Genomic DNA, 26,706 nt, shown 5'->3' on the forward strand with positions numbered 1-26,706 from the left:
GGGCGCTCCAGTCTTCAGCGATCGTTCTCGGTGGTGAGGGCATCCACCCGTGTGCCTTCGCCCTGGCCTTGCTGGCTCAGGCGGACCTCTTCCGTTCCGGCTCCGCCGAAGACGACGCCATGGGCCATCAGGGTGCTGCGCAAGGCCTCGACCTGGCCCGAGGGAGGCTCACGGCCGCCGGATTCGAAATCCCGCACGAAGCCTTCACCGAGTCCGAGCTTGCCGGCGAGATCGGCTTCCGACCAGCCGAGCAAGGCCCTGGCCGCCCGCGACTGGGCGGCGCTGATCGTGTTCGGGCCGAGCTCCTCGGGTTGCAGGCCACTCGGAGCCCCTTCATCCGATCCCGCCACCCTGCATCTCCCTGGTGATGTCCGTTCGGGCGGACAACGGCGGTATCACGGGTTCGTTCAACGCAAACATGTGTCGCGCGGTGGTTTACCGGGGATCCGCTCAAGAACCGCACCGATCGGGGCGTCCGGCGTCTTGACCATATTTGTGCTGGAATCTTATCCGAAGGGGCCAAACGCACAGTCCGATCGGTGGGTTCCGCCGGAGTGGGATGACACGGTCGCAGGGTTCGACGCCCTGCGCGTTCGGGCGGGGACCAGACCTTGAAGGGGAGCCAGACGATGAGAGCGATCCGAATCGCTGTGGTAGCCGGCGCCATCGCGGCCGGAGCGACGAGCACCGCCGCGACCGCGCAGATGGGTGGCAACGTTACGGGCTTCGGCCGTGATGCCCGCGAGAAGCCCGAGAAGAAGCAGTATGTCCCGGCCGCCAAGCCCCAGGAGAAGATCTTCCCCCTGGATGCCACCTGGACCGCCGTGAGCCTGAACGGAAAGCCGTTCGGCGGCAACGATCGTCCGAGCTTCATGGTCGACAAGCAGTACCGGGCGCGCGGCTATGGCGGCTGCAACACCTTCGCGGCGACCGCCTTTCCCCTGCGCGAGCAGCACCTCGCCGTCGGTCCCCTCGCCCTGACGAAGAAGCCCTGCGACAAGGGCCTCGGTGCCAGCGAGCAGGACTTCTTCATCGCCCTGCGCACGGCGGCCCAATGGGATCTCGTCGGCTCGCAGCTGGTGATCAAGAGCCAGAAGGGTGAACTGCGCTTCGACCGCGCGCTCTGACCCGCTCCGAATCGGCCCATCTCGCGTCTTAAGCGTCCGTTGACGACGATCCGCGGTCACCGCCGCGGGTTTACGCCCTGTTCAAGGCCACCAGCGCCTCCTGCCCCGGATGGCCCGCCACCGTGGCGGGCATGGGGAGCGCGATGGGCACACGGCTCGAAGGCACCACCGGCGGCGACGGCCTGCGGCACGGATTCCGGGAGGAGGCGCGCTACGCCTGGCCGGCGCACCTGCATGCGGGGGCGGCGGCGCTCGCCGCGACCTGCCCCCTTCTCGCGACCATGATGATCCTCTGTACTGCGCTGCTGACCGCCTGAAACTCGGCGGTGCACCGGCCCGCGGGCCCAGAACAATCTTCTCTCTTGTTAGTCGGAAACAATAGAGAGTTTCTCCGATCGTCACACACTCCCGGGATTGAAGAAGATTTGTCTTTGATCACGGGGCTTTGTCGATTGCCTCGGCAGAACCGACACGATATCTCCCGGCCCTGAATTTGTTCCCGGCGGACACCGGCACGACATTCTCAGCCGATCAGGAGACCCCCATGGCCGATACGCAGAGCCCCGCTTCCACCCGCACGCCCGGCCACGGCCATATCTTCGGCTCGATCACCGAGACGATCGGCAACACGCCGCTGGTGCGCCTCAACCGCATCACCAAGGAGCGCGGCGTCGAGGCCGAGATCCTGCTCAAGCTCGAGTTCTTCAACCCGATCGCGAGCGTGAAGGACCGCATCGGCGTCAACATGATCGACGCGCTGGAGGCCTCCGGCAAGCTGAAGCCCGGTGGCACCCTGGTGGAGCCGACCTCCGGCAACACCGGCATCGCGCTGGCCTTCGTGGCGGCCTCGCGCGGCTATCGCCTCATTCTGGTGATGCCCGAGACGATGTCCCTCGAGCGCCGCAAGATGCTGGCCTTCCTCGGCGCGGAGCTGGCGCTGACCCCCGGCCCCCAGGGCATGAAGGGCGCCATCGCCAAGGCGGAGGAACTCCTCAACGAGATCCCGGGCTCGATCATGCCCCAGCAGTTCTCGAACCCCGCCAACCCCGAGATCCATCGCAAGACGACGGCCGAGGAGATCTGGAACGACACGCAGGGTCACCTCGACGCCTTCGTGGCCGGTGTCGGCACCGGCGGCACCATCACGGGCGTCGGCTCGGTCCTGAAGCCCCGCCTGCCCGGCCTGAAGGTCGTCGCCGTGGAGCCCACCGACTCCCCGGTGATCTCCGGCGGTCAGCCCGGCCCGCACAAGATCCAGGGGATCGGCGCCGGCTTCATCCCGGACAACCTCGATAAGTCGATCATCGACGAGGTCATCACGGTCTCGAACCAGGAAGCCTTTGACACCTCGCGCCTGCTCGCGCGCCTGGAAGGCATTCCCGGCGGCATCTCCACCGGCGGCAACGTGGCCGCCGCCCTGAAGCTCGCCGCCCGGCCCGACTTCCGGGGCAAGCGGATCGTCACTGTCGCCTGCTCGTTCGCCGAGCGCTACATCTCCTCGGCGCTGTTCGAGGGCCTCTGAAGCTCAAGGCGCGATCCGGGATACGCGCCCGGATCGCGCTTCGGGACGCTCCATCCCCCTGACGAAAACGGCTTCCCGGGCTGCGCCGGGACGCCGTTCTCCTGTTTGCCGAGGCCGGTGCCCCGCCCCGAAAGGCAACCCCACGGCCGGTGACGGGTTGAGCCTCCAAGATCAGGAGGACACCATGACCGACGAGCCGCGCGAGCGCCCCTCGCTGAAGGATTTCGACGCCTATACCGACCGGAACGGCCAGGATCTCGGCCAGGACAACGCCCGGGACGTCGGACGGCCGGCTCAGCTTCGGAGCGACCTCAAGGGCAATCCGATGGGCGAAGCCGAGACCGCCCGGATCGCCTCCGGCACACCCGGCTCGGATGCCACGGACGAGACCGAAGCCGAGACGCCCGACGCCAACCTGAACCGAATCCGCGATGCCGGGGCCCGAGCCGGCGCCGCCCCCGCCGGCGCGGCCGCGGAGGCGATCGAGCGGGCGACCGCGCCCAACGGCAAGGACGCGGGAGAGTAGCCATGCCGAACGACCACATCCCCATCGTCGGCACCCGCAAGCCCGATGCCGACGTCGGCAAGCCGGGAGCGCCCGCCGTCGCCGGCGGCAAGCAATCGCCCGAGCAATCCGCCCTCACGCAGCAGGGGTCCGGCGGGCAGACCGACGCGGCGCGTAACGCGGACTGGGAAGGGTCGCCCGAGGGGCGCAATCCGGCTCCGGTCGGCGTTTCCTCCGACGGCCAGTCCGACAGGCCCCGTTCCCCCAACACAGCCGGTAAGGAGTGACTCCATGGGAAGCGCCGACGATCAGGACCCGCAGCAGGACACACCGCAGCGCAAGCCCGCCAACGTGGCACCGGATGCGGTGAAGGACCCGAACGAGAAGACGGACGGAAAGCCCGGCCAGGGCCCGAAGGGCGGCGCCCAACCGGACGGCGAAACCGACCCCGGCGGCTCCTGACGCTCCCGGTACCGTAATCCAAGACAAGAGAGTTCACGTCGACGAGCCGGCCTTCTCGCGTGCGAGGAGGTCGCGCTTGCGTGCCACGCTCCAGCGGTAGCCGGATAGGGAGCCGTCCGTGCGTACCACCCGGTGGCAGGGAATCGCCACCGCCAGCCTGTTGGCGGCGCAGGCCTGGGCCACCGCACGCACGGCCATCGGCTCCCCGATGGCCCGCGCGACCTCCGCGTAGGTCACCGTGGCGCCCACCGGGATGGCGCACAGGGCCGCCCAGACCCGCTGCTGGAAGGCGGTGCCTCCGATGTCGAGGGGCAGGTCAAGACCACGGGCGGGCGCCTCCACGAAGCCGACCACCTCGGCGACCCAGCGCTCGAATTCGATGTCGCCGGCCGAGAGGGCCGCGCGTGGGAAGCGATCCTGAAGGTCCCGCACCAGGACGTCGGGATCGTCGCCGAGCAGGATCGCACAGAGCCCCGCCTCGGTCGCCGCCACGAGGATGGCGCCGAGGGTGCATTCGCCGACCGCGAAGCGGATCGCCGCGCCGAGGCCGCCCTTGCGATAGGCCGTCGGCGACATTCCGAGCCGCCCCGGTGCCGTGGCGTAGAACCGGCTCGCCGTGCCGTAGCCCGTCTCGTAGACCGCCTCGGTGACGGAACCCGCCTGCTGAAGGCGGGCGGCAAGGCGCGCAGCGCGCCGGGCCGCCGCGTAGGCCCTCGGCGTGACGCCGGTGGTCGCCCGGAACACGCGATGGAAGTGGAACGGGCTCATGCCCACGGCGTGCGCGAGGGTTTTCAGGTCCGGCGCCTCCTCGGCCGCGTCGATGCGCCGGCAGGCCTCGGCCACGGCACCCGCCCGTCGCTCGGCCAGGGCCGGTGCGTTCGGCCGGCAGCGCTTGCAGGCCCGGAAGCCCGCGGCCTCTGCCTCCGCGCAGGTGGCATGGAAGGTGACGTTCTCCGGCTTAGCAGCCCTCGCGGCGCAACTCGGGCGGCAATACACCCCAGTGGTGCGGACCGCGTAGACGAACCGGCCGTCGGCGCGCGCATCGCGGGTGGCGAGGGCCGCCCACCGAGCCGCCTCGTCCCACGCCGACGGACCCGGCCCGTGCCGGCCGCTCTCGGCTTCGCCAAAGTCCATGATGGACACTCCTCCGGCCGCGGGGACACCGACCGGGCCGCTCACCCGGGATCGCTCCGAACCCTTGCACCCGTCCGACCGGGGATGCATCCCGTGGCTTGCTCTGGAATCCGTGCAACGTGTCGACCGTCGGGCCCCTGCCAATCCTGCCATGAAGGCAGTAGCCGGGCGTCGGATTTCTCGTCTTCCCCTTTCGGCACCACGTCCGCCGAGTTCACCACCAGGACGCGTTCGCGCCGCCCATCGGTGATTTCGAAGGCGCGATCGAACCGATTGCAGAGCCTGACGTACCGGGTGCGCCGGAATATGCCCTCCGCCACGTCGAGCGCATGCGCCGAACCGAGGCCGGCGAAGTCGTCCCTCTCCGCGCCCTGCGCCAATCCTCGCGGTCCGCGTCGATCCCGAGCGCTAAAGAGAGCCGTGCCACATCAGGCACCCTCGATCAGGCGAGCGTATTCGGCCTCCGCGATGCCGTAGCTGCCGTCAGCGACTTCCAGCAGGCTCTTCCGGTTCACGATCGTGATCCGACCGCGCCGGGCCTTGATCAGCAGGTTTCCCTCCAGCATCTGCACGGCGAGGGTGGCTCCGGAGCGCTGAACGCCGAGCATCAGGGCGAGGAATTCATGCGTGATGGCGATCTCGTCGCCGTCGACGCGGTCGTGGCACATCAGCAGCCAGCGCGCGAGGCGAACCTCCATGTTGTAGGTCGCGTTGCTGTGAACGGATCGTCCGAGATGGATGATCTGCACCTGGATGAAGCGCAGCAGCAGGCGCCGCAACGTGGCGCTCTGGCCCACGGCGGCGTTCAGGGCCACGGCCGTGATCGCAAACATCTGCCCGGCATTCTGCACGAAGGCGTGATTGGGTGTGCGATCCGTGCCGAGCAGGACCGGTGTGGCGCCGACGAGCCCCTCGCGGCCGATGATGCCGATCTCGACGCGGTTCCCGCCGGAGCCGTAGGTGATGATGGACGCAAAGCCGGATTCCGGAAAGTAGAGTTGCGTGATCGGCTCATTGGGCACCACCAGGGTCTGGCGAAACTCCATATCGACCAGTTCGAGGTGCGGGCTGAGAAGCGCGAAATCGCTGGCCGACAAGGCACGCAGGAGCCTGTTGCGGACGTCCGACTGTCGAGGATGGAAGGTCACGATGCACGCTCCCAGCACTGGCGAGAGCGTGGGCCGTCGCTCAAGCGCTCGAGGGCAATGAATCAACGAATCGAATACGGAATGTATGAAAGATAAACGTTCACGCAAGACACACGAAACACGCAGATCTCGGCCCCGTCGCTTACAGCACTCGACATTCGATTACGGCTGTGAACGCTCCTGTCGACGGACCATAACTCGCCCTCGCGAATAGCTTATGTAAGTCTGCTCGCGGTACGGGCCGCACGTGAGGGGCGATACGCGGCTCGGTCCGACGACATATCGACGAGGGGCGTGTAGGCCACGATGACGGGCGACGTGCGCTGATCAAGCCCTTGCGCGCGAGCCTCGTGCGCGCGAGCCTCGGCCTTCGCGGCACGGCAACGCCCCGCGCGCACAGCCGTCGCGATCATCGTCAAAATCGTATTGGGAGATGAAGTCTTGCCGGGAGGAATGGTGGACGGTGCAGGGATCGAACCTGCGACCTTTCCCGTGTGAAGGGAACGCACTACCGCTGTGCTAACCGTCCTGACCCGTCTTCCGCCGGCCCGGTGGGCTTCCGCTCCGCCGGACATCCGCGTGTGCGGCGAATGACTGTCCGGCGGAGCAGCGCCGCCGGGACGAGGGCCTTCTAGGGCTATGGGCGCGGCTCAGTCAAGCGTCGATCTGCATGGTCCGCGCGGGGCGTCCCGAGCCGCAGGAGGACCACCACCGGCACGAGGCCGACGGCGACGATGAGAAGGGCGGCCACGGTGCCGTCCTCGTAGGTGCCGCGCGCGGCCTCGCCGTAGAGGTGGGTCGCGAGGGTCTCCACATTGAGGGGACGCAGCAGGAGGGTGGCGGGCAATTCCTTGACGCAATCGACGAAGACGAGGAGCGCGCCGCTGACCACGGCCGGCCAGGCCAGGGGAAGCTGGACCCGGGCCAGGGTGGCGCCGGGGCCCCGCCCGAGCATCCGCCCCGCGTCGGGCAGACTGCGGGGCACCCGGCCGAGGCCGGCCTCGCAGGTGCCGATGCTGACGGCGAGGAAGCGCACGAGATAGGCCGTGACCAGGGCTCCGCCGGTGCCGAGGCCGATCAGGGCCGGCGCGACCCCGAAGAGTTGCATCGTGCCCGCCGCCAGGGTGGCATCGGCCAAGGCCAGGGGGCCGAGGAGGCCGATGGCGAGGATCGCGCCCGGCAGGGCGTAGCCGAGGCTCGCCACCCGGATCAGCGCCCGCCCGAACCGGCGCGAGAGCAGGCCCGGCCCGGCCGCGACGACGAAGCCGAGCGCCGCCGCGATCACCGTCGCGACGCCCGCGTAGAGCAGGGTGTGACCGATCTCGGCCAGGATCGTCTCGGGAAGGCCACTGCGCATCACCCGCCGCAACGCGGAGTGGACGAGGTAGCTCGCCGGGATCGCGAAGCCGATCGCCACCGGCATCAGCCCGAGGCCGAGCGCGCCCCAGGCGCGAAAACCCGTCAGCCGCCGCCGGGCAAGCCTGCGTGGACGCTGGGCGGTGCCGGCAAAGCCCCGTCCGGCCCGCGCCCAGCGCTCGACGGCCACGAGGGCCACCACGGCCACCAGCATGACGAGGGCGATCTGCGCCGCGCCCGCGAGGTCCGAACGGTTGACCCAGGTGGCGTAGACCTGGACCGTGAGGGTGCGGACGCCGAGGAACTCCGCCGCCCCGATGTCGTTCAGGGCCTCCATCAGGGCCAGGCTCGCCCCCAGCGCGATGGCGGGGCGCGCCATCGGCAGGGCGATGCGGAAGAAGGTGGCGGAGGGTGAGCGCCCGAGCATCCGCGCCGCCTCGATGAGGTTGGCGGCCTGCATCAGGAAGAGTGCCCGGGTCGGAAGGTAGACGTAAGGGTAGAGCACGAAGCCGAGCAGCAGGATGCAGCCGGGCAGCGAGCGTAGCTCCGGCAGCACGAGGTCGCGCGGGCGGGCATAGCCCAGCATGTCGCGCAGGGTCGTCTGCACCGGGCCGATCGGGTGCATGAGGTCGAGATAGGCGAAGGCGATGATGTAGGTCGGCACCGCCATGGGCAGCAGCAGCCCCGCCTCCAGAAGCCGTCGGCCGGGAAACTCGTAAGCCGCCACGAGCCAGGCCGAGCCGGCCCCGAGTACGATCACCAGGGCGCCGACGCCCGCGAGCAGCAGGCCCGTATCCCACAGTGCCTGCGGCAGCACGTGGGCGACGAGATGGGGCCAGAGCGCCCCGCTTCCCTCGCCCGCCGCCACCACGAGGGCGACGACGGGGCTCAGCACGAGGGCGCAGAGTGCCAGGGCGGCGGCGCTCCAGGCCAGGGCACGTGGCCGGACCGTGGGCGAGAGGGCGGACGCGGCCCCGGTCATGCTGATCTCAAAACCGTTTCCGGATGAACAGGCTGAAGGGAGCAGGCCCCACCGTCCCCTCCCCGCTCGGAGGAGGAGAGACGGCGCTCAATTGTCGAAGCCGACCTTGTCCACGAGGAGGCTCGCCGCCTTGCGGTTGCGGGCGATCTCCACAAGCGGCACGGCATCGATGGTCAGGGGGCCGAGGGCCGAGGTGAGCAGGGGGTCGATCGGGGCGCCGGCCTTCACCGGATACTCGTAATCGGCCTTGGCATAGAGCCCCTGCGCCTCGTCGGAAACGAGGTATTCGAGAAGCTTGACGGCTTCCTCGCGGTTCGGCGCCGTCTTCGACACCACCGCGCCCGAGATGTTCACGTGGGTGCCGCCGCCCGCGAAGGTCGGCATCACCACCTTGATGCCGTCGCCCCATTTCTGCTGCTCGGGGCCGCCCCGGCCGGAGCGCATCAGGCCGACATAGTAGGAATTGCCGATCCCGATCTGGCAGGTATCGGCCAGGATGTCGCGGGCCACGTCCCGGTCGCCGCCGGCGGGCTTGCGCGCGAGGTTGGCCTTGACCGCGCGCAGCCACGCCTCCGTCTTCTCGGGACCGTGCTTGACGAGGTGATGCGCGATCAGCGCCGTGTTGTAGGGATGCTGACCCGAGCGCAGGCAGAGACCGCCCGTCCACTTCGGATCGGCGAGCCCCTCGTAGGTGATGGCCTTGAGGTCCGACAGGTCCTTGTCCGCGTAGAGCACGCGGGCCCGCATGGAGAGGGCGAACCAGCGCCCGTCCGCGTCCCGCAGCGTCGCGGGCACGGCCGCCTCGAGGACGCTCGAGCGCACGGGCTGGGCGAGGTCGCGGTCCACGAGGTCGATGAGGTTGCCGACATCCACCGTCATCAGCACGTCGGCCTTGGCGCGGGCGCCCTCGGCGGCCACGCGCTCGGCCAGCCCCTTCTCCACGAAGACCGTGTTGACCGTGACGCCGCTCTTGGCGGTGTAGGCGTCGAGGAGGGGCCGGATGAGGCCGGGCTCGCGGGTGGTGTAGAGGTTCACCTCCGCCGCCGAGGCCGGGCCGATCAGGGCCGCCAGCACGATGCCCGCGAAGCCGGTTGCCTTCATCCCACCCACCATGACCAACACCCCTCCTGAAGCTCGTGGCGGGTGTTCAGAAGCATCGGCGGAGAAAAAGCAAGCAGGATGTCTTTGATTTAAAACAGTTAAAAACTACAGTTTCGCAGGTCAATGCGTCGCGATCAAGTCTTGTGTTTTAATCCTGCGGATCCGCAAAAATAAAGCCGCGTGTCGCGTCGAGGGCGAGGCCGACGCGGTCACCCGGGCGACCCGGCACGTCGTCCGGCACCGGGAGGCGCAGGGGCTCGGGAAATCCCTCCACCGCGAGGGACAGGAGGGCCGTCGCACCGAGGAAGCGGCGCTCGATCACGACGCCGCGCAGGGGTGCGTCCGGATCGCCGAGGCGGATCGCCTCGGGACGCAGGCACAGGGTCAGGGTCGCGCCCTCCGCCTGGCCCGGTGCCGGCCACCGGCCGAAGGGTGTCGCGAGACCGCCGTCGCGGCAAGTCCCGGAGACCTCGATCAGGTCACCGAAGAAGCGGGCGGCAAAGCGCGAGGCGGGTCGCTCATAGAGGTCGCGTCCCGTGCCGACCTGAACGATGCGCCCCCGGCGCATCAGCGCGATGCGGTCGGCGAATCCGAGCGCCTCCTCGGGGTCGTGCGTGACGAGCAGCGTCGTGGCGCCTCCGGCGCGCAGAACCGCCAGGGTGTCGTCGCGGACCCGGTCGCGGGTGCGCCGGTCGAGGTTCGAGAACGGCTCGTCGAGGAGGAGGATGCGCGGCCCCGGCGCCAGGGCGCGGGCCAGCGCCACGCGCTGACTCTCGCCCCCCGAGAGCGTGGCGGGATAGCTCTTCGCCCGATCGCTCAGGCCCACCTGTTCGAGGCGCGCGGCCGCGATGGCGCGCGCCTCCGCACCGGGCCTGGCGTGGAGCCCGAAGCGGACGTTCTCGGCCACCGTCAGGTGCGGAAACAGCGCGTAGTCCTGGAACATCAGCCCGACGCCGCGGGCTTCGGGCGCAACCCCCTGCCCCCCCTCGCTGACCACGGCTCCGTCGAGGCGGATCGTGCCGGTCTCCGGCTGCTCCAGGCCCGCGATGGCGCGCAGGAGCGTGCTCTTGCCGCAACCGGAATCGCCCAGCAGCGCGAGGATCTCGCCGGGCTGAACCTGGAGGGCGATGTCGGCGAGCGCCTGGACCGCGCCGAAGCGCAGGCCGATCCCGCGCAGGTCGAGGCGTGGCGGGACGCGCGTCTGGGGATGAGAGGGGTCGTTCATCGGAACCGGGGCGATGCGGGGCCCCCGCTGCTTAGGAGCCAATGCGGTCCGGATGCAATCACCCGGTCGCGATCCGGCCAGCCATCGCCCGACACCCATCGCGTCGGGACGGCGTTATGCCTATATTCCGGTTATGTTCCACCAAAGCCCCGCCCGATGCCCTGCGTCGCCGAGATCCTGATCCCGCTGGCGCTCGACAGCGCCTACAGCTACGCCGTGCCGGCCGGGCTCGACCTCTCGGTCGGTGAGGTCGTGCAGATCCCTCTTGGGCCGCGCGAGACGGTGGGGGTGGTCTGGGGCGTGCGCCAGAGCGCTGCCGGCTCGAACCTGCGCCCCGTGACGGGGCGCCTCGACGTGCCGGCCCTGCCCGACGCCCTGCGGGAACTGGTGGACTGGCTCGCCCGCTACACTCTCGCGCCCAAAGGCTCGGCGCTGGCCATGGCCCTTCGGTTGCCCGACGAATCGGCACTCACCGAGACGGTGCGGGTGGGCGTTCGGGCGTCGGGCAAGGCCCCGGCGCGGCCGACCGCAGCCCGCACCAAGGTGCTCGCGGTGGCGGCGGACGGCGCCATGCGCGGCAAGAGCGCGCTCGCCAAGGAGGCCGGCGTCTCGCTCAGCGTGGTGGACGGACTCATCGACGACGGTGCCCTCGAGGCGATGGCCCTGACGCCCGAGCCCGTCGCCCTGCCGCCGGACCCGGACCACGCACGCGTGCCCCTCTCGGAGGCACAGGAGGCGGCGGTGCGCGAACTGGCCGTGCTGATGAACCCGGCCCCGGACGAGCCGCCCCCCACCGACGCGATCGGCGATCCCCTGCCGCCGGACGGCAAGGTCCCGCCGCCGGGCGTCGTGCACAAGGCCCCGACCGTCCTGCTGGAAGGCGTGACCGGCTCGGGCAAGACCGAGGTGTATTTCGAGGCGGTGGCCGATTGCGTGCGGCGCGGTCACCAGGCCCTGATCCTGATGCCCGAGATCGCGCTCACCGCGCAGTTCCTCGACCGCTTCGCCGAGCGCTTCGGCGTGCGCCCCGCCACCTGGCACTCGGGCGTGGGCGCGAAGCGCCGGGAGCGCATCCGGGCCGGGGTCACGGCGGGCGAGATCGCCGTGGTGGTGGGCGCGCGCTCTGCGCTGTTCCTGCCGTTCGCGGATCTCGGCCTCATCGTCGTTGATGAGGAGCACGAGGCCGCCTACAAGCAGGAGGACGGGGTTCACTACCACGCCCGGGACATGGCGGTGGTGCGCGGGCGCATCGAGAACTGCCCCGTGATCCTGGCCTCCGCCACCCCCTCCATCGAGACGCGGGTGAATGCCGAGCGCGGCCGCTACATCCGGGTCGCCCTGCCCGAGCGCTTCGGCGGGCGGCGCCTGCCCGACATCGCCGCCATCGACATGCGCGCCGACAAGCCCGAGCGCGGCCGCTTCATCGCACCCACCCTGATCGCGGCCGTGCGCGAGACGGTGGAGGCGGGCGACCAGGCCCTGCTCTTCCTCAACCGGCGGGGCTATGCGCCGCTCACGCTGTGCCGGGCGTGCGGCCACCGCTACCAGTGCCGCAACTGCTCGACCTGGCTGGTGGAGCACCGCTTCCGCCGGGCGCTCGTCTGCCACCAGTGCGGCTACGCCGAGCGGCGCCCGGATTCCTGCTCGGAATGCGGTACCTTCGACAACCTCACGCCCTGCGGCCCCGGCGTGGAGCGCATCGCCGAGGAGGTCGCCGAGCTGTTTCCGGACAAACGCGTCATCGTGCTGTCGAGCGACTTTCCCGGCGGGGCCGAGCGCCTGCGCGCCGAACTCCAGACCGTGGCGGAGGGCGGTTGCGACATCGTCATCGGCACGCAGCTCGTGGCCAAGGGTCATAACTTCCCGCACCTCACCCTGGTCGGTGTCCTCGACGCGGATATCGGCCTCACCTCGGGCGACCCGCGCGCGGCCGAGCGCACCTTCCAGCTCCTGCAGCAGGTCACCGGTCGGGCCGGGCGCGGCGAGAAGCCGGGGCGCGCCCTGCTTCAGACCTACCAGCCCGACCACCCGGTGATCGCGGCCCTGTTGTCGGGGGATTCGGAGCGTTTCTACGAGGAGGAGATCGGCGCCCGGGAGGCGGCCGGTCTGCCGCCCTTCGGGCGGCTTGCGGCCCTCATCGTCTCGGCCAACGAGCGCGAGGTGGCGGAAGCGCACGGGCAGGCGCTGGCCCGGGTGGCCGAACCGCCCGAGGGCGTGATGGTGCTCGGGCCGGCCGAGGCGCCCCTGGCGCTGATCCGTGGGCGCTACCGCTTCCGGCTGCTGGTGAAGACCGAGCGATCGGTCGATCTGCAGACCTACCTGCGCGACTGGCTGGCCCGGGGCCCGAAGGTTCGCGGCAACGTGAAGGTCGCCATCGACGTGGACCCGCAGAGTTTCCTATAACGCGAGCCCGACGTTCGACCTTTTCAGGAGTGCCACACGTGCTGACCTACACCAAGAAGCCGGATTCGAACGTGGCCGAGATCGTCGTCGACGGTCAGATCACCGATGCCGAGATGAACACCGTCATCACGGCGATGCAGGCCGACCTCGACAAGGGCGGCAAGATCAAGCTCCTGGAAGACGTGCGCGACTTCAAGGGCATGGAGCCGGCCGCGTTCTTCAAGGACCCGCGCTTCGGCCTCGCCATGATGAAGGGCGTCAGCCACGTCGCCCTGGTCACCGACGCCTCTTGGCTGCGGATGATCGCCGACACCTTCGGCAAGGTCTCGCCGGCCCAGATCAAGACCTTCGACCGCGCGCATATCGACGAAGCGCGTCAGTGGCTCGCCGCCGCTTGACCTGAGGGTTCACTCGGCCTGGGCGGTCCGCGTCGTATGACGCCGGGCCGTCCAGCGCCCCGAGCACAGGGACGAGACCTTCCAGGTGCCGCCGCCGCCCTGAGCCTGAAGGCGGCCCGAGACCGCGCCCGAGGTGGTGCCGTTCGAGACGTTGAGTCCGACCGTGCCGTCGGGACCGACGCGGCCGCTCACCGTGGCACTGCCGCTCGCGGAGGCGAGACGCACCAGTCCTTCCTGCACCGAGACCGCGTAGGTGTAGCGGCTGTCGCAGACCATGCCGCTCTCGGTGACGAGGTCCACAGACCAGGAACCGTTGAAGTTGCCCGCGTCCCGCGCGGCGGCCGGGTTCGTCACGGGCGAGGACAGGCCGGCTCCGAGCGCCAGGACCACCACGAATTTGGACATGCATCATCCTTCGATAGAAACGTCGGTCCGAGCCCGGCCGCGGGGCGGCACGGTGACATCGCAAGCAGACGATCGGGTGAGAATGCGCACATCATATCCGCCGAAGCGGCAGGATTATGACAGGTGCTGCATTCACAGGATGAGACCTGTCGCAGACGGCGCCTGAACAGGCCATGACCGTGCCGAAGCTTGGCGATTAACGGTCGTAATACGCCTGCAATGTTTGGCGATCCCGGGTCAGCGGCAGGGCGAGGAGGGCAAGCACGCGCGCCTTGTCCGGCGTCAGGTCGTCGGCGAAGATCGCGCCGGCCCGGAGAAGCATGTTGCCGCCGCCCTTGAAGCCGTAGACCGGGAGCGCCCGGCCCTGCGGGACCTGGCTCGCCACGACGACGGTGACACCCGCCGCGATCGCCCCGACCACCGCGTCGTGGAGGGCCTCGTTGACGTTGCCGAAGCCGTAGGCGGCGATCACCACCCCCTCGGCGCCGCGCGCCACCGCGTGTTGGAGATGGCCCCCGTCGTCACCCGCCGTCATCGCCACGAGGTCGACCCGCGCGAGGCGCTCGGGCAGCGGCAGCGTCTGGCGCCGCAGGGACTTGCGGGCGAACACCACCCGGTCCTCGTCCACGTGGCCGAGGAAGCCGGCCTCGCCCGAGTTGAAGGTCTCGACGTTGTTCGTGTGGGTCTTCCGGACCTCGCGGGCGGCGTTGATGTTGTGGTTGAGCGTCACCGTCACGCCCATGTCGCGGGCGCCCGGCGCCAGGATCTGGCGCACCGCATTGAGGAGGTTGCGCGTCCCGTCGGCATCGGCGTCGGAAGCGTTGCGCTGGGCGCCCACCATCACCACGGGCTTGTCGCTCGCCAGCGTCAGGTCGAGGAAATAGGCGGTCTGGTCCAGGGTGTCGGTGCCGTGCAGGACGACCGCGCCCGCGATCTCGGGCCGCGCGAGCAGATCCGAGACCGTGCGGTTCAAGGCGGGCCACAGGGCCGGCCCCATATAGGCGCTCGGCACGTTGGCGAATTCCACCACCTCGATCCGCGCGAGGTCGGCGAGGCGTGGGACGGCGGACGCGAGATCCGCCCCCGTCAGGGCCGGGACCGGCGCCCCCGTGGCGGGATCGGTCTTCATCGCGATGGTGCCGCCGGTGGCGACGATGGCGACGGTCGGACGGCCAGGCATGGCGACGGTCAGTCGGTCAGGGCCCGCGCCTCTTCCGGCAGCATGATCGGGATGCCGTCGCGGATCGGATAGGCGAGCCGAGCCGAGCGGCTCACCAGTTCCTGGCGGGCGGAATGGTATTCCAGCGTATCCTTCGTCAGCGGGCAGACGAGGAGTTCGAGGAGCTTGGGGTCGACGCGGGTGGCCTCGACGGGGCGCGGGGTGTCATCGGCCATCGGTGGCGTTCCTTCGAGAGAGCAAGATCACTGCAGCGTGGGCTCGGAGCCCGACCCGCGCACCAACTCCATTTCGGTCACCGCGATCAAGACCTCGGCCCGCGTCTTGAGGTCCGGCGCCTCCAGCATGGCCTGCTTCTCGCGCGCGCCGAAGGGGCTCATCATGCAGAGCGCGTTGACCAGCGCCTCGTTGGGCGCCTCCTCGATGCCGGCCCAGTCGACCTTGAGGTCGTTGACCTCGACGAAGTCCCGCAGGGCCTTCAGCACGCCCTCGCGGTCCACCCCCTCCTCGCCGGCCCGCGCCTCGAAATCGGTGGCGAAGTCGTCGTAGGAGACCTGGCAGCGCCGATAGCGCGTGGTGGTGGCGAGCTCGCTCTCCACCCGGAAGCGCGCGATGCCGGTGAGCGAGATGAGGTAGCGCCCGTCGCCGGTCTCGGCGAACTGGGTGATGCGTCCGGCGCAGCCGACCCGGAAGAGCCTGGGGGTCATCGGCGAGGCGCCCGCCTCCACGTCGGGCTGGATCATGCCGATGATCCGGTCGGTGCGCAGGGCATCGTCGATCATGGCGAGGTAGCGCGGCTCGAAGATGTTGAGCGGCATCTGTCCGCGCGGCAGCAGCAGCGCACCGGGCAGGGGGAACACCGGAATCACGCCGGGGCAATCGGCCGGTCCCTTGTAGCCCGCATGCGTGCTCATCGCGTCACCCCGCCGTTGGTTGGCCGCCTCACGCGAAGACAAGCGTCGACAAGCGCCGCCGCCCGCGGATCGAAGCCTTGTCCATGAGTCCCCAGGCCTCGAAGAACGTGAGGAGCTGCTTGCGTGCGGCCCCCTCGTTCCAGCTCCGGTCCCGTCGCTCGATCTCGATCAGTTGGTCCACCGCCTCGTCGCGCATGTTCCGGCCATTGAGGCCGAGCGCAAGGTCGAAGCGGGCCTGGAAGTCGTTCGGGTCGGCATCGATCCGCGTCTGGAACGTGCCGAGATCGCCGAGCGCCGCCGCCTGCTCGGCCAGCTCGATCGCCGCCCGGATGCTGGCGAGCCCCGCATGGCCCGCCTTGTCGGCAGGCGCCATGGCCACGAGCTGCTTGGCGTTCTCGATGTCGCCGAGGTCGAGCTGGATCTTGGCGAGCGCCGCGATCGCGTCGACGTTCTCGGGCTCCTCCGCAAGCACGGCGGCGTAGAGCTGCGCGGCCTGCGCCACATCGCCGGTCCCGAGAAGCGCCTCGGCCTCCGACATCGCCTCCTCGATGGGCGTCGGTCCGGCCGGGCCGGCGAGCCGCGTGATGAATTCCTTGATCTGGGCCTCGGGCACCGCGCCCATGAAGCCGTCCACGGGCTGGCCCTTGTCGAAGGCGATCACGGCGGGGATGGACTGGATGCCGAGCTGACCGGCGATCGAGGGATGCTCGTCGATGTTCATCTTGACGAGCTTCACAGCGCCGGCGGAGGCCTGCACGACCTTCTCCAGCACGGGGGCGAGCTGCTTGCAGGGGCCGCACCACGGCGCCCAGAAATCCACCAGCACGGGCTGTCGCATCGATTCGGCGACGACGTCCTGGCGGAAGCTCGCCGTGGTCACGTCCTTGGTGGGTTCGCCCTGCATCGGCGCATCGTTCAGCATAACGTCCTCAAGGCAGTCGTTGGAGCGGCGTGAAGAGCGGGTCTGTCCACACGCCCTCCTCAGCGTCAAGAGATGGGCACGCCGGGCGCCCGCACCAGAGTTCGCGCCTCGCGCCCGGAAATCCCTTTCGGACCGGCCGGCTCGGGCGCTCGCGCCAGTTCCGTTTCGTCAGCGCGCCGGCGCGGCCACACCCGCCTTCGGGGCGTCCGGCGTCTTGGCATCCGTGACGAAGATACCCTGGTAGAGACCCTTCGCGGCGTTGGCCTCGCAGGTGATCATGGTCTTGCCCAGTTGCGGCGTACTGAAACCGCAGGACCCCACGGCGACGAGGGGGCCCTGCACAACGCCGTCCTTCGTCGCCTCGCTCGGGATCACAAGGTTGATCGGCTGAAGCGGGTCGGTCTCCTCCGTACGCTCCTGCTGGGCGCCGTTGCCGCTGAAGCTCAAGGACCGGCCCTCGGCCGCGAAGTCGAAGCTCGTGCGGTTGCGCGTGACCGTGTTCATCAGGGTGCCGCGGCAGGAGGGGGTCACGTCCTTGCCCGCGATCACGAGCTTCTCGCACCGGCCCTCCAGCTTTACGGCGGTCTGGGCGGAAGCGGGCAGCACAAAGGTCGGCAGTGCCAGGACGAGCGGGGCCGCGATGCGTGCCAAGCGAGGGGTCGAGAACAACATCATGCCTCCGATGTAAGGCTGGGCGTCGATCTGTCGAGGGCCGCGCCGGGGATCGTCGGAGGCCTCAGGCCGGAAAGCGTCGAGCCCGGTCGTGCGGCGTCTCGAAGTCCAGGTCCGGCCCCAGCGGCACGATCCCCGTCGGGTTGATGGTGCGGTGGCTCTCGTAATAGTGGCGTTTGATGTGGGTCAGGTTCACGGTGCCGGCTACCCCCGGCAGGGCGTAGAGTTCGCGCAGGAAGTTCGACAGGTTCGGATAATCCGCGATGCGCCGGCGGTTGCACTTGAAGTGCCCGACATAGACTGCGTCGAACCGCACCAGCGTGGTGAAGAGGCGCAGATCGGCCTCGGTCAGCCGGTCGCCGCATAGGTAGCGTGAGCGGTCGAGACGGGCCTCCAGGTCGTCGAGTTCGGCGAACAGGGCCGTGACGGCCTCCGCGTAGGCGTCCTGCCGCGTGGCGAAGCCCGCCTTGTAGACCCCGTTGTTCACGGCGTCGTAGACGCGGGCGTTGACAGCATCGATCGCCTCCGCCAGCTCCGCCGGGTAGAGGTCCGGCCCAGCCCCGCCGAAGGCGCCGTTCAGCATGCGGATGATCTCGGCAGATTCGTTCGACACGATGACGGCGCGCCGCTTGTCCCACAGGACCGGCACGGTGACGCGGCCGGTGAAGGCGGGATCGCTCTTCAGGTAGACCTCGTAGAGCCGGGTCGCGCCGTTGACCGTATCGGGCGTGGCGCCGGGCGCGTCGCCGAACACCCAGCCTTCGGCGCCCATGTGCGGATCGACCACCGAGACCGAGATCGCGTCCTCCAGGCCCTTCAGGGCGCGCACCAGCAGGGCCCGGTGTGCCCAGGGGCAAGAGAGGGAGACGTAGAGGTGGTAGCGCCCCGCCTCGGCCGGGAACCCGCCCTCCCCCGATGGCCCGGGCGCGCCGTCCACGGTCACCCAGTTGCGGAACGTGGCGTCGGTGCGCCGGAAGCGCCCGTCGCTGCCCTTGATGTCCTCTGAGGTCTCCCGCCAGACCCCGTCGACGAGCAGTCCCATGCCGTTCCCCCTTGCGTGATCGCCCCGGAGAGACATGGCCGCTCAAGCCTCCGTGGAAAGCCCCTCGGACACGGCGATCTTGGCGCGCGGGGCGGCCTCGTCGCGGCCCTTGCCCGCCTGATGGCGCGCGATGTCGAAGGTGTCGTCGGGCAGGCGGACGAGGAAGCGCTCGGCGATCTCGAACAGCAGGAGATCGGGCTTCACCGCGGCGACGTAGTTCCAGTCGATGCTCGATGACCAGATGAAGTGGACTTCGCGGAAGGTCTCGGCGACGAGGCCCGTGAGCATGATCGGCGTGAAATGCGCATAGGAATCCCCGAACAGCACCACCGTGCGCGGGTCGGCCTCCGGCGATTCGTTGCGATAGCGCACATGGGCGCCGACATGCAGGTCGATGGCGCGGCCGGCGGCCTCGTAGGCCTCCACGAGGGGGCTCGCGTAGACCCGGCGGGCGTCGTAGTCGATTTTGCCGTGAATCGCGGTCTCGACGGGCCGGCCCGGCAGTTTCTCGCCGAGATCGCGCACGGAGGTGACCTCGTAGCGCTGGCGCGCGTCGAGGCCGGCCGGAGGCACCGCGCCGCAGGCCCGCATCAGGGTCCGGTAGGCCAGCAGGCAGCCCTCGTAGGTCCAGTGAGTGTCCGTGCGGTAGTAGAGCGGCGCGGGCCCGTCGCGCGCCGCGCGCAGCGGGGCGAGGAGATCGACGAAGGCCGGATTGCCGATGAGGCGCCGGCCCAGGGCGCGGGCGGGCGAGCGGCGCGGATCGTAATCGAGGTCCCGGGTCCGGTCGTCGTAGACGGAAAGCTTCTCCGGCACGATGACGTGGAGGTAGCGGATCCCGAGGGCCTGGGCCCGCGCGCGCCGGGCCTCGATGAGGCGGCGCCAGCCGCGCAGGAGCCACCAGCGGGCGAGGGTCGCGCGGTACTGCTCGAGGACGCCGTTGCTGCCCCCGATCAGGAAGAGCCAGCCGTCCCGCCCCTCATGAACCAGTTCCCGATGTCTGCGCCGCATCCGGGCTCTCTAGCCGCCCTCGGCCGCGCTGAACAGGCCACGTCCCCGTGAGGGGACCTGAGCGAGCGCGCCTGGACGGAACCGCGATGCGCGCCATCTCCCTCCCGGCATGACCCAGTCCGCCCCCACCACCGATCCGCTGATCCTGACGCTCGCGCTGGATCCCGAGACCTTCGCGCGGTTCGACGGCCTTCGGCGCAGGCATTTTCCGCAGGCGCTGAATCACATTCCGGCGCATGCGACGCTGTTCCACCACCTGCCGGGCCTGCACGAACCCGGCATCGTCGAGACCCTCGCGGCCCTGATGCGGACCCAGGCGGCCCCCGAGGTGGCGGTGACCGGCCTGCGCTTCACCGGGCGGGGCGTCGCCTACGTGCTCGCCTCGGAGCCTCTGTCGGCGTTCCGCGGCAGGCTCGTCGAGCATTTCCAGGCCCTGGATGACGGGCTGACCGCGCAGGACCGCCAAGGCTGGCGCCCGCATGTCACGGTTCAGAACAAGGTCGACCCCGCCACCGCCCGGGCGCTGCACACGGACCTGGAGGACAGCTTCGTACCGTTCCGCTTCACCGCACCCGGCCTCCTGCTCTGGCGCTATCTCGGCGGACCCTGGGAGCGCCGTGCCACGTTCTCGTTCGGGTAAGAGGGTTTTCCCCACTCACTCCGCACGGGTGCCTTGCTGCCCGGCCTCCTCGCGATGAAAACGGCCCCATGAGATCCCTGCCCTCCGGCTACCGGAACAATCCCCTCATCACCCGGGCCAATGCCCTGCGCCTCGCGCTGCGCCTCAACGAGGTCGGCCCCGTCATCGCGCTGCTTGCCGTGAGTCTCCTCGGCTACGGCTTCTTCGCGCTGGCCAACGAGGTCGGAGAGGGCTCGACGGCCGCCCTCGACCGCAAGGTCCTGCTCGCCCTGCGCAACCCCGCCGACATCTCCGATCCGATCGGACCGCGCTGGTTGGAGGAGACCATGCGCGACATCACGGGCCTCGGCAGCGTCTTCACCATCGTGTTCGTGACGGCGGCGGCCTGTGCCTACCTCGCCATGACCCGGCGCCGACGCATCGCCGTGTTCGTGCTGGCGGCGATCGGCGGCGGCGAGGCCGTTTCGACGGTCCTGAAGCTGTTCTATCACCGGCCCCGGCCCGACCTCGTCCCACACGGGATGGAGGTGTTCACCGCGAGCTTTCCGAGCGGTCACGCCATGATGTCGGCCATCGCCTACCTGACCCTCGCGAGCCTGGTCGCCCGTGTCGACCGGCAGCGGGGGGTGAAGGTGCTGGTGCTCATCATCGGTGTCTCGATGACGCTGCTCGTCGGGATCAGCCGGATCTACCTCGGCGTGCACTGGCCGAGCGACGTGGTCGCCGGCTGGTGCGTCGGTGCGGCCTGGGCGGCTTTGTGCTGGTTCGTCGCCCTGATCCTGCAGCAGCGGGGCGACGTCGAGGCCCCGAGCAGCCCCGGGGTGCCGGACGGCGAACCTTAACCTTATCCGACGATCGGCCGCGCGGGGACTTGTGCGCACCCGCACTCACCCCTCACAACCGCGTTATCCCGGATCACCACTTCTGGAGAGGCGGCTATGGTGGAAACGTCCAGGGAGCGGCGGCGTGGGGTTCGGCGGCGAAGCCTGCTCGGCGCCGACATCCGATGCGGCCTGCATGAATCCGAGACAGCCTGCTGGGTGCGGGACAGTGGACCCGACGGCGCACGCATCGCCCTCAGCGACGCGGTGCCGTTGCCGGAGGTCTTCGAACTCTACGTTCACAAGACCCGGCAGACGCGAACGGTACGCCTGATCTGGCGGGGCTCCGATTTCGTGGGCGTCCGCTACGTCCCCGTGGCGCCCGTCGCGCAACCGATCCCCATCGGTGTGATGCGTGACCTTCAGAATGCGCGCTCGGAGATCGCATCCCTGCAGGCACGCCTGGCTCGGCAGGACGACGAGGGCTGAACACGGCGGCGGTCCGATGCCGTGCCACCGGAATTGCCGGAACCGCGTTTCCCGACCTGACGTTCCCGCAGGACAGGCCGTGGCCGCAAGGTCCAGCAAGGCCCCGGCAGTCCCTGACGACCCCGCCCCGCCGGAACCGACAGCGAGCTTCATGACGGACAACCTTCCGCTTTCACGCCGCACCCTCCTTCATGCCGGCGGCGCCACGCTGACCGGGCTCGCCCTCGGAGCGACGGGGGCCGCGGCCCAGTCCGGTCCGCCCGCGCCCTCGGTCCCGGCCGATACCGGGGCGGTCCAGGGCGGCAAGGTGATGTTCCCGAACTGGCGCGGCCCCGGCGACAAGACACCTCCGCCCCCGCCCGCTCCGATGCCCCCGGGCCAGCGGGTGGGCTTCGCGATCGTCGGCCTCGGACGCTTGAGCCTGGAGGAGATCCTGCCGGCCTTCGGCGAGACCAAGCGGGCGCGCGTGGTTGCGGTGATGTCGGGAACGCCGGCCAAGGCCAAGCTCGTCGCCGAGCAGTACGGGATCGCGCCGGACGCGGTCTACGGCTACGACGAGTGGGACCGGCTCGCGCAGAACCGCGCGGTCCAGGCCGTCTACGTGGTGACGCCGAACGCGGTTCATCGCGGCGATGTCCTCGCGGCCGCGAAAGCCGGCAAGCACGTCCTCTGCGAGAAGCCGATGGCGAATTCCTCGGCCGAAGCGCGCGACATGATCGCGGCCTGCGCGGCGGCCAAGGTCAAGCTGATGATCGCCTATCGCTGTCAGTACGAACCCTACAATCGCGAGGTGGTGCGGCTCGCCCGCTCCGGCGCATTCGGCAAGCCGCGCCTGATCCAGGCCTTCAACGGCCAGACCACCGGCCTGCCCGAGCAGTGGCGTTTGAGAAAGGCGCTCGCCGGCGGCGGCGCCCTGCCGGATATCGGGCTCTACTGCCTCAACGGCGTGCGGGCGCTGACGGGCGAGGAACCGGTCTCCGTGGAGGCACAGATTTATTCCCCCCCGGGCGACCGCAAATTCGCCGAGGTGGAGGAGAGCGTCTCCTTCACCCTGCGCTTTCCATCCCAGGTCATCGCCCAGTGCATGACGAGCTACGGCGTTCACGAGTCGCGCCGGCTCCAGGTCCATACGGAGCGGGCCGACATCGATCTGCAGAACGCCTTTGCCTATCGCGGCCAGCGCCTCGTCGTGGCTCGGGCCGATGGGCAGGCGGAGTCGCAGGACACCCGCATCCTGGCACAGAAGAACCAGTTCGCCCTGGAGATCGACCACATGGCCCGCTGCATCCAGGAGGATCGGCGGCCCCGGACGCCCGGCGAGGAGGGCCTGCAGGACCACGTCCTCATGGAGGCGATCTACGAGGCCGCGCGCACGGGCCGGCCCGTGACGGTCGGCCCGCCCCCCGGTGCCGGTGGCGGCCTCGATGTCACACGCGGCCCCGAACTCGATGAGGCCGGCTGATCCACCCCCGTAGTGGTTGTCCGGGCGTCATGCAGCGTGACTAGGGTGGTGTCGAGACCCCCAACGGGACCGCGAGACACTTGGCTCCACTACAGAACAGCCCATCACCGGGACGGCGCTCCGCCACCAAGTACGGTATCCTCCTCGCGCTCGCCCTCAGCTTCGCGACCTCGCCGGCATGCGCCGAGACTCCGGCGGAGACGGCCGCGCGCCTCGCCGCCGAGGGTCGCGCCATCGGCTCGGCGCGGGGCGCCGGCGGCGATCCGCAGACCTCGGTGGCCCAGTCCGTTACCTCGTCGCGCCCCTCCGCCAACCTCGACACCTCGATCGAGGACCAGTTGGGCCCCTACGGCGATCCGTTCGGCTTCCGTGCCTACCTGAAGGAACGCGGGGTCACCTACAGCCTGACCTATATCGGCGAGAGCCTCGGCAACGTCTCCGGGGGCTTTCGCCGGCGCGGCATCTACGAGGGCCTGCTCGACCTCGAGATCGACGTGGATCTCGGCCCCCTCCTCGGCTGGACCGGGGGTGCGCTCCACACCAACCTGTTCCAGATCCACGGCGCCGGCCTGTCGCGCAGCGCGGTGGGGAATCTCATCACGATCAGCGGCATCGAGGCGCTGCCCTCCTCCCGGGTCTACGAACTGTGGTTCGAGCAGAAGTTCTTCGGCGATCAGTTCGGGCTGAAGATCGGGCAGATCGCCGCCGATACGGAATTCGCCGTGACCCAGACCGGCACGGTGTTCGTGAACTCCACCTTCGGCTGGCCCAACAACATGGCGGTCGTGCATCCCAGCGGCGGGCCGATCTACCCGCTGGCGGTGCCGGGCATACGCGCCAAGTACGTGCCGAACCCCAACCTGTCGTTCCAGGTCGGCCTCTTCGACGGCGACCCCGCCGGTCCCGCGCGCGGCACGCTCGACTCCGATCCGCAGCGTCGCAACCGCACCGGCACCAACTTCCGCACCAGCGATCCCCCCCTGGTCATCGCGGAGGCGTCCTACGCCTACAACATCGAGGCCGGCAGCACCGGTGAGGCCGGGACGATCACGCTCGGGGGCTGGTACCATTTCGGCCGCTTCGACAGCCTGCGCTTCGACGAGAACGGGACCTCGCTGGCGGCCTCGTCCAGCACCGGCGTCCCACGACGTTTCCGGGGACAGGCCGGGCTCTACGGCCTCATCGACCAGACCATCTATCGCGAGCCGGACGACCCGAACGACGGCGCCAGCGTGTTCCTGCGCGCCTCCGGCTCGCCCGCCGACCGCAGCCTGGTGGATGTCTACGCCGATGTCGGCATCGCCTATAAGGGGCTGCTGCCCGGCCGCTCGGACGACACCATCGGCCTCGCCTTCGGCCTGTCGCGAATCTCGCCCCAGGCACGCGGCCTCGACGCCGACACCATCCTGGCCACGGGCATCGCCACCCCGCGCCGGAGCAGCGAGGCGGTGATCGAGGCGACCTATCAGGCCGTGCTCGGCCCCGGCGTCACGCTCCAGCCGGACTTCCAGTACGTGTTCCGCCCCGGCGGCGGCATCGCGAACCCGCGCGACGCCGGCGGCGCGCGCCTCCGCAACGCGGCGGTGTTCGGCCTGCGGGGGACGATCCGGTACTGACGGCTATTCGGCCGCCGGCGCGTGGAGCGACAGCAGGCGGGCCGTGCGGGCATGGTCCACGGCCCGGCCGCCCTCGGCGTCGGTGGCGCCGAGGTTGCGCCGCTCGTCGTTGATCGCGGCGTGCACCGCGTCGATGGCGAGGATGAGGGCGCCCACCGTGCGGTTGTCGATGTTGCGTTCGCGCGCGTGTTGAACGACGTCGGCCACGAGGTCGTCGGTCTCGCGCACGAGGCCGTCGAGGTCGGTCTTGCAGGTCGCGGCCCGGACCTCGCGCAGGATGTCGAGGAGCCGGTCGAGGACGACGTCGATGCGTTCGCGGCGCTTGCGGGCGAGCCGCTGGGCCAGCCATGCCACACCCGAGCCGACGGTGCCGCCGAAGAACGCAAGGAGGTAAACGTAATCCTCATAGCGTTCGAAGAGCGTCTGCTGCTCGCGCTCGAAGTAATCCACCGCTCCGGGATGGTTCGGCAACCGCGCGCTGGTGGCGGCGACCGTCGAGTCGAAATCGGGCGCCTTCATCAGATTGGCGATGGGGGCGAGCGGCGCCAGCTTGGAGCGCCATTCGAACAGGTGCTGGGTCACCGAAGCGACGGTGTACCGGCTGACGCCGCCCCGGGCCATCAGGCGGTAGGACGCGCCCACCGTCTTGATGTCGTCGTCCGGCCGCTTGGGGCGCCCCCCGAAGGTGCCGGCCGGGATGGTGACGGATTGCAGCTCCGGCATCCGCTGGATGATGGCCTCGCCGTCGGCGACGGAGACGAAGCCGATCTTCTTCTCGGGCGACCCCGCCTCGACGGCGCGCACCGTCGAGATCGCGGCCTTCGAGGCCGGAGCGGCGATGACCGCCACCGCGTCGACGCGCCCCTCCGCGATGGCGCTCGTCACCTCGGCGGGCTTGAGCGGAACTAGGGCGACCCGAGCGGGGCCGAGGACCACATCGCCCTCCGCGGCGGATTGGGGCACGAAATCGTAGAAGCCGAGCAGGTTCGTGAGGAAGGGCAGATCGGCGGCGTGGCGCTCGACCACGCCGAGCCGCTTGCGCGCGAGATCGGGAAAGCTCTCCAGGCCCGCGGCCTCGGGGGCGGCGATCAGCAGGGCCTCGTCGTGCAGGATGGCGAGCGTCAGCCCGTTCTCCGGCAGGAGCACATCGGGACGCACCACCGCGAGTTCGGCCTTGTTGCGCTGGAGCGCCTCGGCACTGTCGCGCACGTCGTCATAGAACGTGAGCTGGAGGCGGACATCCTCGTGGCCCCGGACCAGCGCCTGCGCGTAGGTCTGAAGCAGCGTAGCCTCCGCGCCATCGCGGGGACCGACCGCCACCGTGAGGGTGGTGGGCCGCGACAGGTAGACCAGCATCCCCGCCACCAGGGCGAAGCCGAGGCCCAGGAGCACGAGGAGCCACTCGCGTCTCATGAGGAGAGCCGGCATGACAGGCACGAGCCTTTGTCCAGCACCATCACCATCTTCAGGAGCCTGTCTCCGAAACCCGTCCGGACTGTGAAGAACCGATGACATCGCGAAACGTTGCGTCGCACGCCTCCGGCAAGCGCACCCCCGGCAGGGACGCGACCGACATCAAGCCGCCGCCGCCCGTCACCCCCGCCTATCTCGAGCGTGCCGCCCTGCATTACCTCGAACGCTACAGCGCTTCCGTGGCGATGCTGCGGCAGACCCTGAAGCGGCGGGTGGACAAGCGCTGCCGCCTGCGCGGCGAGGATGCGAGCGCCTTCGCCGAGGCCATCGAGGCCACGGTGGCACGTGCGGTGAGTGCCGGCCTCGTGGACGATGCCCGCTTCACCGCCGGGCGCCTCGCGGCCCTGCGCCGGCGGGGCGCCTCCGCCCGGGCTCTCTCGGCCAAGCTCGCCGCCAAGGGCGTCTCGCGCGAGGAGGTCGCCGCCGCGATGGAGAACGAGCGCGAGCGCGCGGACGAGGGCGTCGACCTCGAGGAGGCCGCGGCGCAGGCCTATGCCAAGCGCCGCCGTCTCGGCCCCTGGCGCCGGCCCGGGACGCGCGAGGGCCATCGCGACCGGGATCTGGCCGCGATGGCGCGGGCGGGCTTCGGCTACGCTCTGGGACGCCGGGTGATCGAGGCCGACCTCGAATCCGAGACCGACGAGACCGAGGATTAGGCTGCGACAATCCGGCGGCGGAGAACGAACGGATTCCTCAAGGCAT

29 protein-coding genes and 1 tRNA gene are annotated in these 26,706 nt (G+C 69.9%); 14 read left to right on the forward strand and 16 right to left on the reverse strand.

Annotation, left to right across the window (positions count from 1 at the left end; all coding sequences use genetic code 11):
• Positions 1 to 14: 14 nt before the first annotated feature.
• The gene (locus OF380_RS05955; RefSeq protein ID WP_264049843.1) at positions 15 to 350 is read right to left on the reverse strand and encodes a helix-turn-helix domain-containing protein; all 336 of its coding nucleotides are present in this window, start codon (positions 348 to 350) and stop codon (positions 15 to 17) included.
• Between the two features lie 279 nt (positions 351 to 629).
• Between OF380_RS05955 and OF380_RS05960 the strand changes: the two genes are divergently transcribed.
• The 6 genes from OF380_RS05960 (at position 630) to OF380_RS05985 (ending at position 3,616) form a co-directional block, all read left to right on the forward strand.
• Complete coding sequence (locus tag OF380_RS05960) at positions 630 to 1,127, forward strand: META domain-containing protein (RefSeq protein WP_264049844.1); 498 nt, start codon at positions 630 to 632, stop codon at positions 1,125 to 1,127.
• Between the two features lie 143 nt (positions 1,128 to 1,270).
• Positions 1,271 to 1,444 carry a hypothetical protein gene (locus OF380_RS05965; RefSeq protein ID WP_264049845.1) on the forward strand — a complete coding sequence of 58 codons (174 nt, stop codon included), beginning with the start codon at positions 1,271 to 1,273 and terminating at the stop codon, positions 1,442 to 1,444.
• Positions 1,445 to 1,671: 227 nt separating this feature from the next.
• Complete coding sequence (gene cysK / locus OF380_RS05970) at positions 1,672 to 2,649, forward strand: cysteine synthase A (RefSeq protein WP_264049846.1); 978 nt, start codon at positions 1,672 to 1,674, stop codon at positions 2,647 to 2,649.
• 184 nt (positions 2,650 to 2,833) lie between these two features.
• Positions 2,834 to 3,175, forward strand: a complete 342-nt coding sequence (locus OF380_RS05975) for a hypothetical protein (RefSeq protein WP_264049847.1) — start codon at positions 2,834 to 2,836, stop codon at positions 3,173 to 3,175.
• Between the two features lie 2 nt (positions 3,176 to 3,177).
• Positions 3,178 to 3,441 carry a hypothetical protein gene (locus OF380_RS05980; protein WP_264049848.1) on the forward strand — a complete coding sequence of 88 codons (264 nt, stop codon included), beginning with the start codon at positions 3,178 to 3,180 and terminating at the stop codon, positions 3,439 to 3,441.
• 4 nt (positions 3,442 to 3,445) lie between these two features.
• Positions 3,446 to 3,616 (forward strand): hypothetical protein, encoded by a 171-nt coding sequence (locus OF380_RS05985; protein WP_264049849.1) that lies wholly within the window; start codon positions 3,446 to 3,448, stop codon positions 3,614 to 3,616.
• 33 nt (positions 3,617 to 3,649) lie between these two features.
• On the opposite strand, the gene ada is transcribed toward OF380_RS05985, so the two are convergent.
• From ada to OF380_RS06015, 6 genes are all read right to left on the reverse strand, one after another.
• On the reverse strand, positions 3,650 to 4,750 hold the full coding sequence (gene ada / locus OF380_RS05990; protein ID WP_264049850.1) for a bifunctional DNA-binding transcriptional regulator/O6-methylguanine-DNA methyltransferase Ada: 1,101 nt from the start codon (positions 4,748 to 4,750) through the stop codon (positions 3,650 to 3,652).
• Positions 4,751 to 5,178: 428 nt separating this feature from the next.
• The gene (locus OF380_RS05995; protein WP_264049851.1) at positions 5,179 to 5,898 is read right to left on the reverse strand and encodes a Crp/Fnr family transcriptional regulator; all 720 of its coding nucleotides are present in this window, start codon (positions 5,896 to 5,898) and stop codon (positions 5,179 to 5,181) included.
• 454 nt (positions 5,899 to 6,352) lie between these two features.
• A tRNA-Val gene (locus OF380_RS06000) sits at positions 6,353 to 6,427 on the reverse strand.
• 108 nt (positions 6,428 to 6,535) lie between these two features.
• Positions 6,536 to 8,236: an ABC transporter permease gene (locus OF380_RS06005; protein WP_264049853.1), complete on the reverse strand. Its 1,701-nt coding sequence runs from the start codon at positions 8,234 to 8,236 to the stop codon at positions 6,536 to 6,538.
• Positions 8,237 to 8,323: 87 nt separating this feature from the next.
• Positions 8,324 to 9,337: an extracellular solute-binding protein gene (locus OF380_RS06010; RefSeq protein WP_264049854.1), complete on the reverse strand. Its 1,014-nt coding sequence runs from the start codon at positions 9,335 to 9,337 to the stop codon at positions 8,324 to 8,326.
• 148 nt (positions 9,338 to 9,485) lie between these two features.
• Positions 9,486 to 10,562, reverse strand: coding sequence for an ABC transporter ATP-binding protein (locus OF380_RS06015; RefSeq protein ID WP_264049855.1), 1,077 nt, complete (start codon positions 10,560 to 10,562; stop codon positions 9,486 to 9,488).
• Positions 10,563 to 10,718: 156 nt separating this feature from the next.
• On the opposite strand from OF380_RS06015, the gene OF380_RS06020 reads away from it, so the two are divergent.
• Both OF380_RS06020 and OF380_RS06025 read left to right on the forward strand, forming a co-directional pair.
• Positions 10,719 to 12,965, forward strand: coding sequence for a primosomal protein N' (locus tag OF380_RS06020; RefSeq protein ID WP_264049856.1), 2,247 nt, complete (start codon positions 10,719 to 10,721; stop codon positions 12,963 to 12,965).
• 38 nt (positions 12,966 to 13,003) lie between these two features.
• Complete coding sequence (locus tag OF380_RS06025) at positions 13,004 to 13,363, forward strand: SpoIIAA family protein (RefSeq protein ID WP_264049857.1); 360 nt, start codon at positions 13,004 to 13,006, stop codon at positions 13,361 to 13,363.
• 9 nt (positions 13,364 to 13,372) lie between these two features.
• Here the strand turns inward: OF380_RS06025 and OF380_RS06030 are convergent, their stop codons facing one another.
• From OF380_RS06030 to OF380_RS06065, 8 genes are all read right to left on the reverse strand, one after another.
• Positions 13,373 to 13,768, reverse strand: a complete 396-nt coding sequence (locus tag OF380_RS06030) for a hypothetical protein (protein WP_264049858.1) — start codon at positions 13,766 to 13,768, stop codon at positions 13,373 to 13,375.
• 196 nt (positions 13,769 to 13,964) lie between these two features.
• On the reverse strand, positions 13,965 to 14,948 hold the full coding sequence (locus tag OF380_RS06035) for an asparaginase (protein ID WP_264049859.1): 984 nt from the start codon (positions 14,946 to 14,948) through the stop codon (positions 13,965 to 13,967).
• 8 nt (positions 14,949 to 14,956) lie between these two features.
• Positions 14,957 to 15,163: a Trm112 family protein gene (locus OF380_RS06040; RefSeq protein ID WP_264049860.1), complete on the reverse strand. Its 207-nt coding sequence runs from the start codon at positions 15,161 to 15,163 to the stop codon at positions 14,957 to 14,959.
• A gap of 27 nt (positions 15,164 to 15,190) precedes the next feature.
• Complete coding sequence (locus OF380_RS06045; protein WP_264049861.1) at positions 15,191 to 15,859, reverse strand: LON peptidase substrate-binding domain-containing protein; 669 nt, start codon at positions 15,857 to 15,859, stop codon at positions 15,191 to 15,193.
• 28 nt (positions 15,860 to 15,887) lie between these two features.
• Complete coding sequence (gene trxA / locus OF380_RS06050) at positions 15,888 to 16,781, reverse strand: thioredoxin (protein WP_264049862.1); 894 nt, start codon at positions 16,779 to 16,781, stop codon at positions 15,888 to 15,890.
• A 168-nt stretch (positions 16,782 to 16,949) separates the two neighbouring features.
• Positions 16,950 to 17,453 (reverse strand): hypothetical protein, encoded by a 504-nt coding sequence (locus OF380_RS06055; protein WP_404810600.1) that lies wholly within the window; start codon positions 17,451 to 17,453, stop codon positions 16,950 to 16,952.
• A 64-nt stretch (positions 17,454 to 17,517) separates the two neighbouring features.
• Positions 17,518 to 18,495: a glutathione S-transferase family protein gene (locus tag OF380_RS06060; protein WP_264049864.1), complete on the reverse strand. Its 978-nt coding sequence runs from the start codon at positions 18,493 to 18,495 to the stop codon at positions 17,518 to 17,520.
• 42 nt (positions 18,496 to 18,537) lie between these two features.
• Positions 18,538 to 19,503 (reverse strand): alginate O-acetyltransferase AlgX-related protein, encoded by a 966-nt coding sequence (locus OF380_RS06065; protein ID WP_264049865.1) that lies wholly within the window; start codon positions 19,501 to 19,503, stop codon positions 18,538 to 18,540.
• A gap of 109 nt (positions 19,504 to 19,612) precedes the next feature.
• On the opposite strand from OF380_RS06065, the gene OF380_RS06070 reads away from it, so the two are divergent.
• From OF380_RS06070 to OF380_RS06090, 5 genes are all read left to right on the forward strand, one after another.
• Positions 19,613 to 20,143: a 2'-5' RNA ligase family protein gene (locus OF380_RS06070; protein ID WP_264049866.1), complete on the forward strand. Its 531-nt coding sequence runs from the start codon at positions 19,613 to 19,615 to the stop codon at positions 20,141 to 20,143.
• Positions 20,144 to 20,211: 68 nt separating this feature from the next.
• Positions 20,212 to 20,985, forward strand: a complete 774-nt coding sequence (locus tag OF380_RS06075; RefSeq protein WP_264049867.1) for a phosphatase PAP2 family protein — start codon at positions 20,212 to 20,214, stop codon at positions 20,983 to 20,985.
• A 198-nt stretch (positions 20,986 to 21,183) separates the two neighbouring features.
• Positions 21,184 to 21,453, forward strand: a complete 270-nt coding sequence (locus tag OF380_RS06080) for a hypothetical protein (protein ID WP_264049868.1) — start codon at positions 21,184 to 21,186, stop codon at positions 21,451 to 21,453.
• A gap of 151 nt (positions 21,454 to 21,604) precedes the next feature.
• Complete coding sequence (locus OF380_RS06085; RefSeq protein ID WP_264049869.1) at positions 21,605 to 22,915, forward strand: Gfo/Idh/MocA family protein; 1,311 nt, start codon at positions 21,605 to 21,607, stop codon at positions 22,913 to 22,915.
• Between the two features lie 137 nt (positions 22,916 to 23,052).
• Positions 23,053 to 24,531: a carbohydrate porin gene (locus OF380_RS06090; protein ID WP_264051211.1), complete on the forward strand. Its 1,479-nt coding sequence runs from the start codon at positions 23,053 to 23,055 to the stop codon at positions 24,529 to 24,531.
• Between the two features lie 3 nt (positions 24,532 to 24,534).
• On the opposite strand, the gene OF380_RS06095 is transcribed toward OF380_RS06090, so the two are convergent.
• Positions 24,535 to 25,944 (reverse strand): TAXI family TRAP transporter solute-binding subunit, encoded by a 1,410-nt coding sequence (locus OF380_RS06095; RefSeq protein WP_264049870.1) that lies wholly within the window; start codon positions 25,942 to 25,944, stop codon positions 24,535 to 24,537.
• A gap of 95 nt (positions 25,945 to 26,039) precedes the next feature.
• Here OF380_RS06095 and OF380_RS06100 point away from each other — a divergent pair, with 95 nt between their 5' ends.
• Complete coding sequence (locus OF380_RS06100; RefSeq protein ID WP_264049871.1) at positions 26,040 to 26,660, forward strand: regulatory protein RecX; 621 nt, start codon at positions 26,040 to 26,042, stop codon at positions 26,658 to 26,660.
• Positions 26,661 to 26,706: the final 46 nt, after the last annotated feature.

It is taken from the genome of Methylobacterium sp. FF17, assembly GCF_025813715.1.
Lineage (GTDB): Bacteria > Pseudomonadota > Alphaproteobacteria > Rhizobiales > Beijerinckiaceae > Methylobacterium > Methylobacterium flocculans.

What these genes read in the sequence shown, in the direction of transcription:
- OF380_RS06065 (WP_264049865.1), bottom strand. Translation starts at nt 19,503, where the DNA reads ATGCGGCGCAGACATCGGGAACTGGTTCATGAGGGGCGGGACGGCTGG.
- OF380_RS05960 (WP_264049844.1), top strand. Translation starts at nt 630, where the DNA reads ATGAGAGCGATCCGAATCGCTGTGGTAGCCGGCGCCATCGCGGCCGGA.
- OF380_RS05965 (WP_264049845.1), top strand. Translation starts at nt 1,271, where the DNA reads ATGGGCACACGGCTCGAAGGCACCACCGGCGGCGACGGCCTGCGGCAC.
- OF380_RS06035 (WP_264049859.1), bottom strand. Translation starts at nt 14,948, where the DNA reads ATGCCTGGCCGTCCGACCGTCGCCATCGTCGCCACCGGCGGCACCATC.
- OF380_RS06020 (WP_264049856.1), top strand. Translation starts at nt 10,719, where the DNA reads ATGCCCTGCGTCGCCGAGATCCTGATCCCGCTGGCGCTCGACAGCGCC.
- OF380_RS06075 (WP_264049867.1), top strand. Translation starts at nt 20,212, where the DNA reads ATGAGATCCCTGCCCTCCGGCTACCGGAACAATCCCCTCATCACCCGG.
- OF380_RS06060 (WP_264049864.1), bottom strand. Translation starts at nt 18,495, where the DNA reads ATGGGACTGCTCGTCGACGGGGTCTGGCGGGAGACCTCAGAGGACATC.
- OF380_RS06040 (WP_264049860.1), bottom strand. Translation starts at nt 15,163, where the DNA reads ATGGCCGATGACACCCCGCGCCCCGTCGAGGCCACCCGCGTCGACCCC.
- OF380_RS05985 (WP_264049849.1), top strand. Translation starts at nt 3,446, where the DNA reads ATGGGAAGCGCCGACGATCAGGACCCGCAGCAGGACACACCGCAGCGC.
- ada (WP_264049850.1), bottom strand. Translation starts at nt 4,750, where the DNA reads ATGGACTTTGGCGAAGCCGAGAGCGGCCGGCACGGGCCGGGTCCGTCG.
- cysK (WP_264049846.1), top strand. Translation starts at nt 1,672, where the DNA reads ATGGCCGATACGCAGAGCCCCGCTTCCACCCGCACGCCCGGCCACGGC.
- OF380_RS06015 (WP_264049855.1), bottom strand. Translation starts at nt 10,562, where the DNA reads ATGAACGACCCCTCTCATCCCCAGACGCGCGTCCCGCCACGCCTCGAC.
- OF380_RS06055 (WP_404810600.1), bottom strand. Translation starts at nt 17,453, where the DNA reads ATGTTGTTCTCGACCCCTCGCTTGGCACGCATCGCGGCCCCGCTCGTC.
- OF380_RS06030 (WP_264049858.1), bottom strand. Translation starts at nt 13,768, where the DNA reads ATGTCCAAATTCGTGGTGGTCCTGGCGCTCGGAGCCGGCCTGTCCTCG.
- OF380_RS06070 (WP_264049866.1), top strand. Translation starts at nt 19,613, where the DNA reads ATGACCCAGTCCGCCCCCACCACCGATCCGCTGATCCTGACGCTCGCG.
- OF380_RS06100 (WP_264049871.1), top strand. Translation starts at nt 26,040, where the DNA reads ATGACATCGCGAAACGTTGCGTCGCACGCCTCCGGCAAGCGCACCCCC.
- trxA (WP_264049862.1), bottom strand. Translation starts at nt 16,781, where the DNA reads ATGCTGAACGATGCGCCGATGCAGGGCGAACCCACCAAGGACGTGACC.
- OF380_RS06095 (WP_264049870.1), bottom strand. Translation starts at nt 25,944, where the DNA reads ATGAGACGCGAGTGGCTCCTCGTGCTCCTGGGCCTCGGCTTCGCCCTG.
- OF380_RS06005 (WP_264049853.1), bottom strand. Translation starts at nt 8,236, where the DNA reads ATGACCGGGGCCGCGTCCGCCCTCTCGCCCACGGTCCGGCCACGTGCC.
- OF380_RS05975 (WP_264049847.1), top strand. Translation starts at nt 2,834, where the DNA reads ATGACCGACGAGCCGCGCGAGCGCCCCTCGCTGAAGGATTTCGACGCC.
- OF380_RS05980 (WP_264049848.1), top strand. Translation starts at nt 3,178, where the DNA reads ATGCCGAACGACCACATCCCCATCGTCGGCACCCGCAAGCCCGATGCC.
- OF380_RS06045 (WP_264049861.1), bottom strand. Translation starts at nt 15,859, where the DNA reads ATGAGCACGCATGCGGGCTACAAGGGACCGGCCGATTGCCCCGGCGTG.
- OF380_RS06085 (WP_264049869.1), top strand. Translation starts at nt 21,605, where the DNA reads ATGACGGACAACCTTCCGCTTTCACGCCGCACCCTCCTTCATGCCGGC.
- OF380_RS06010 (WP_264049854.1), bottom strand. Translation starts at nt 9,337, where the DNA reads ATGAAGGCAACCGGCTTCGCGGGCATCGTGCTGGCGGCCCTGATCGGC.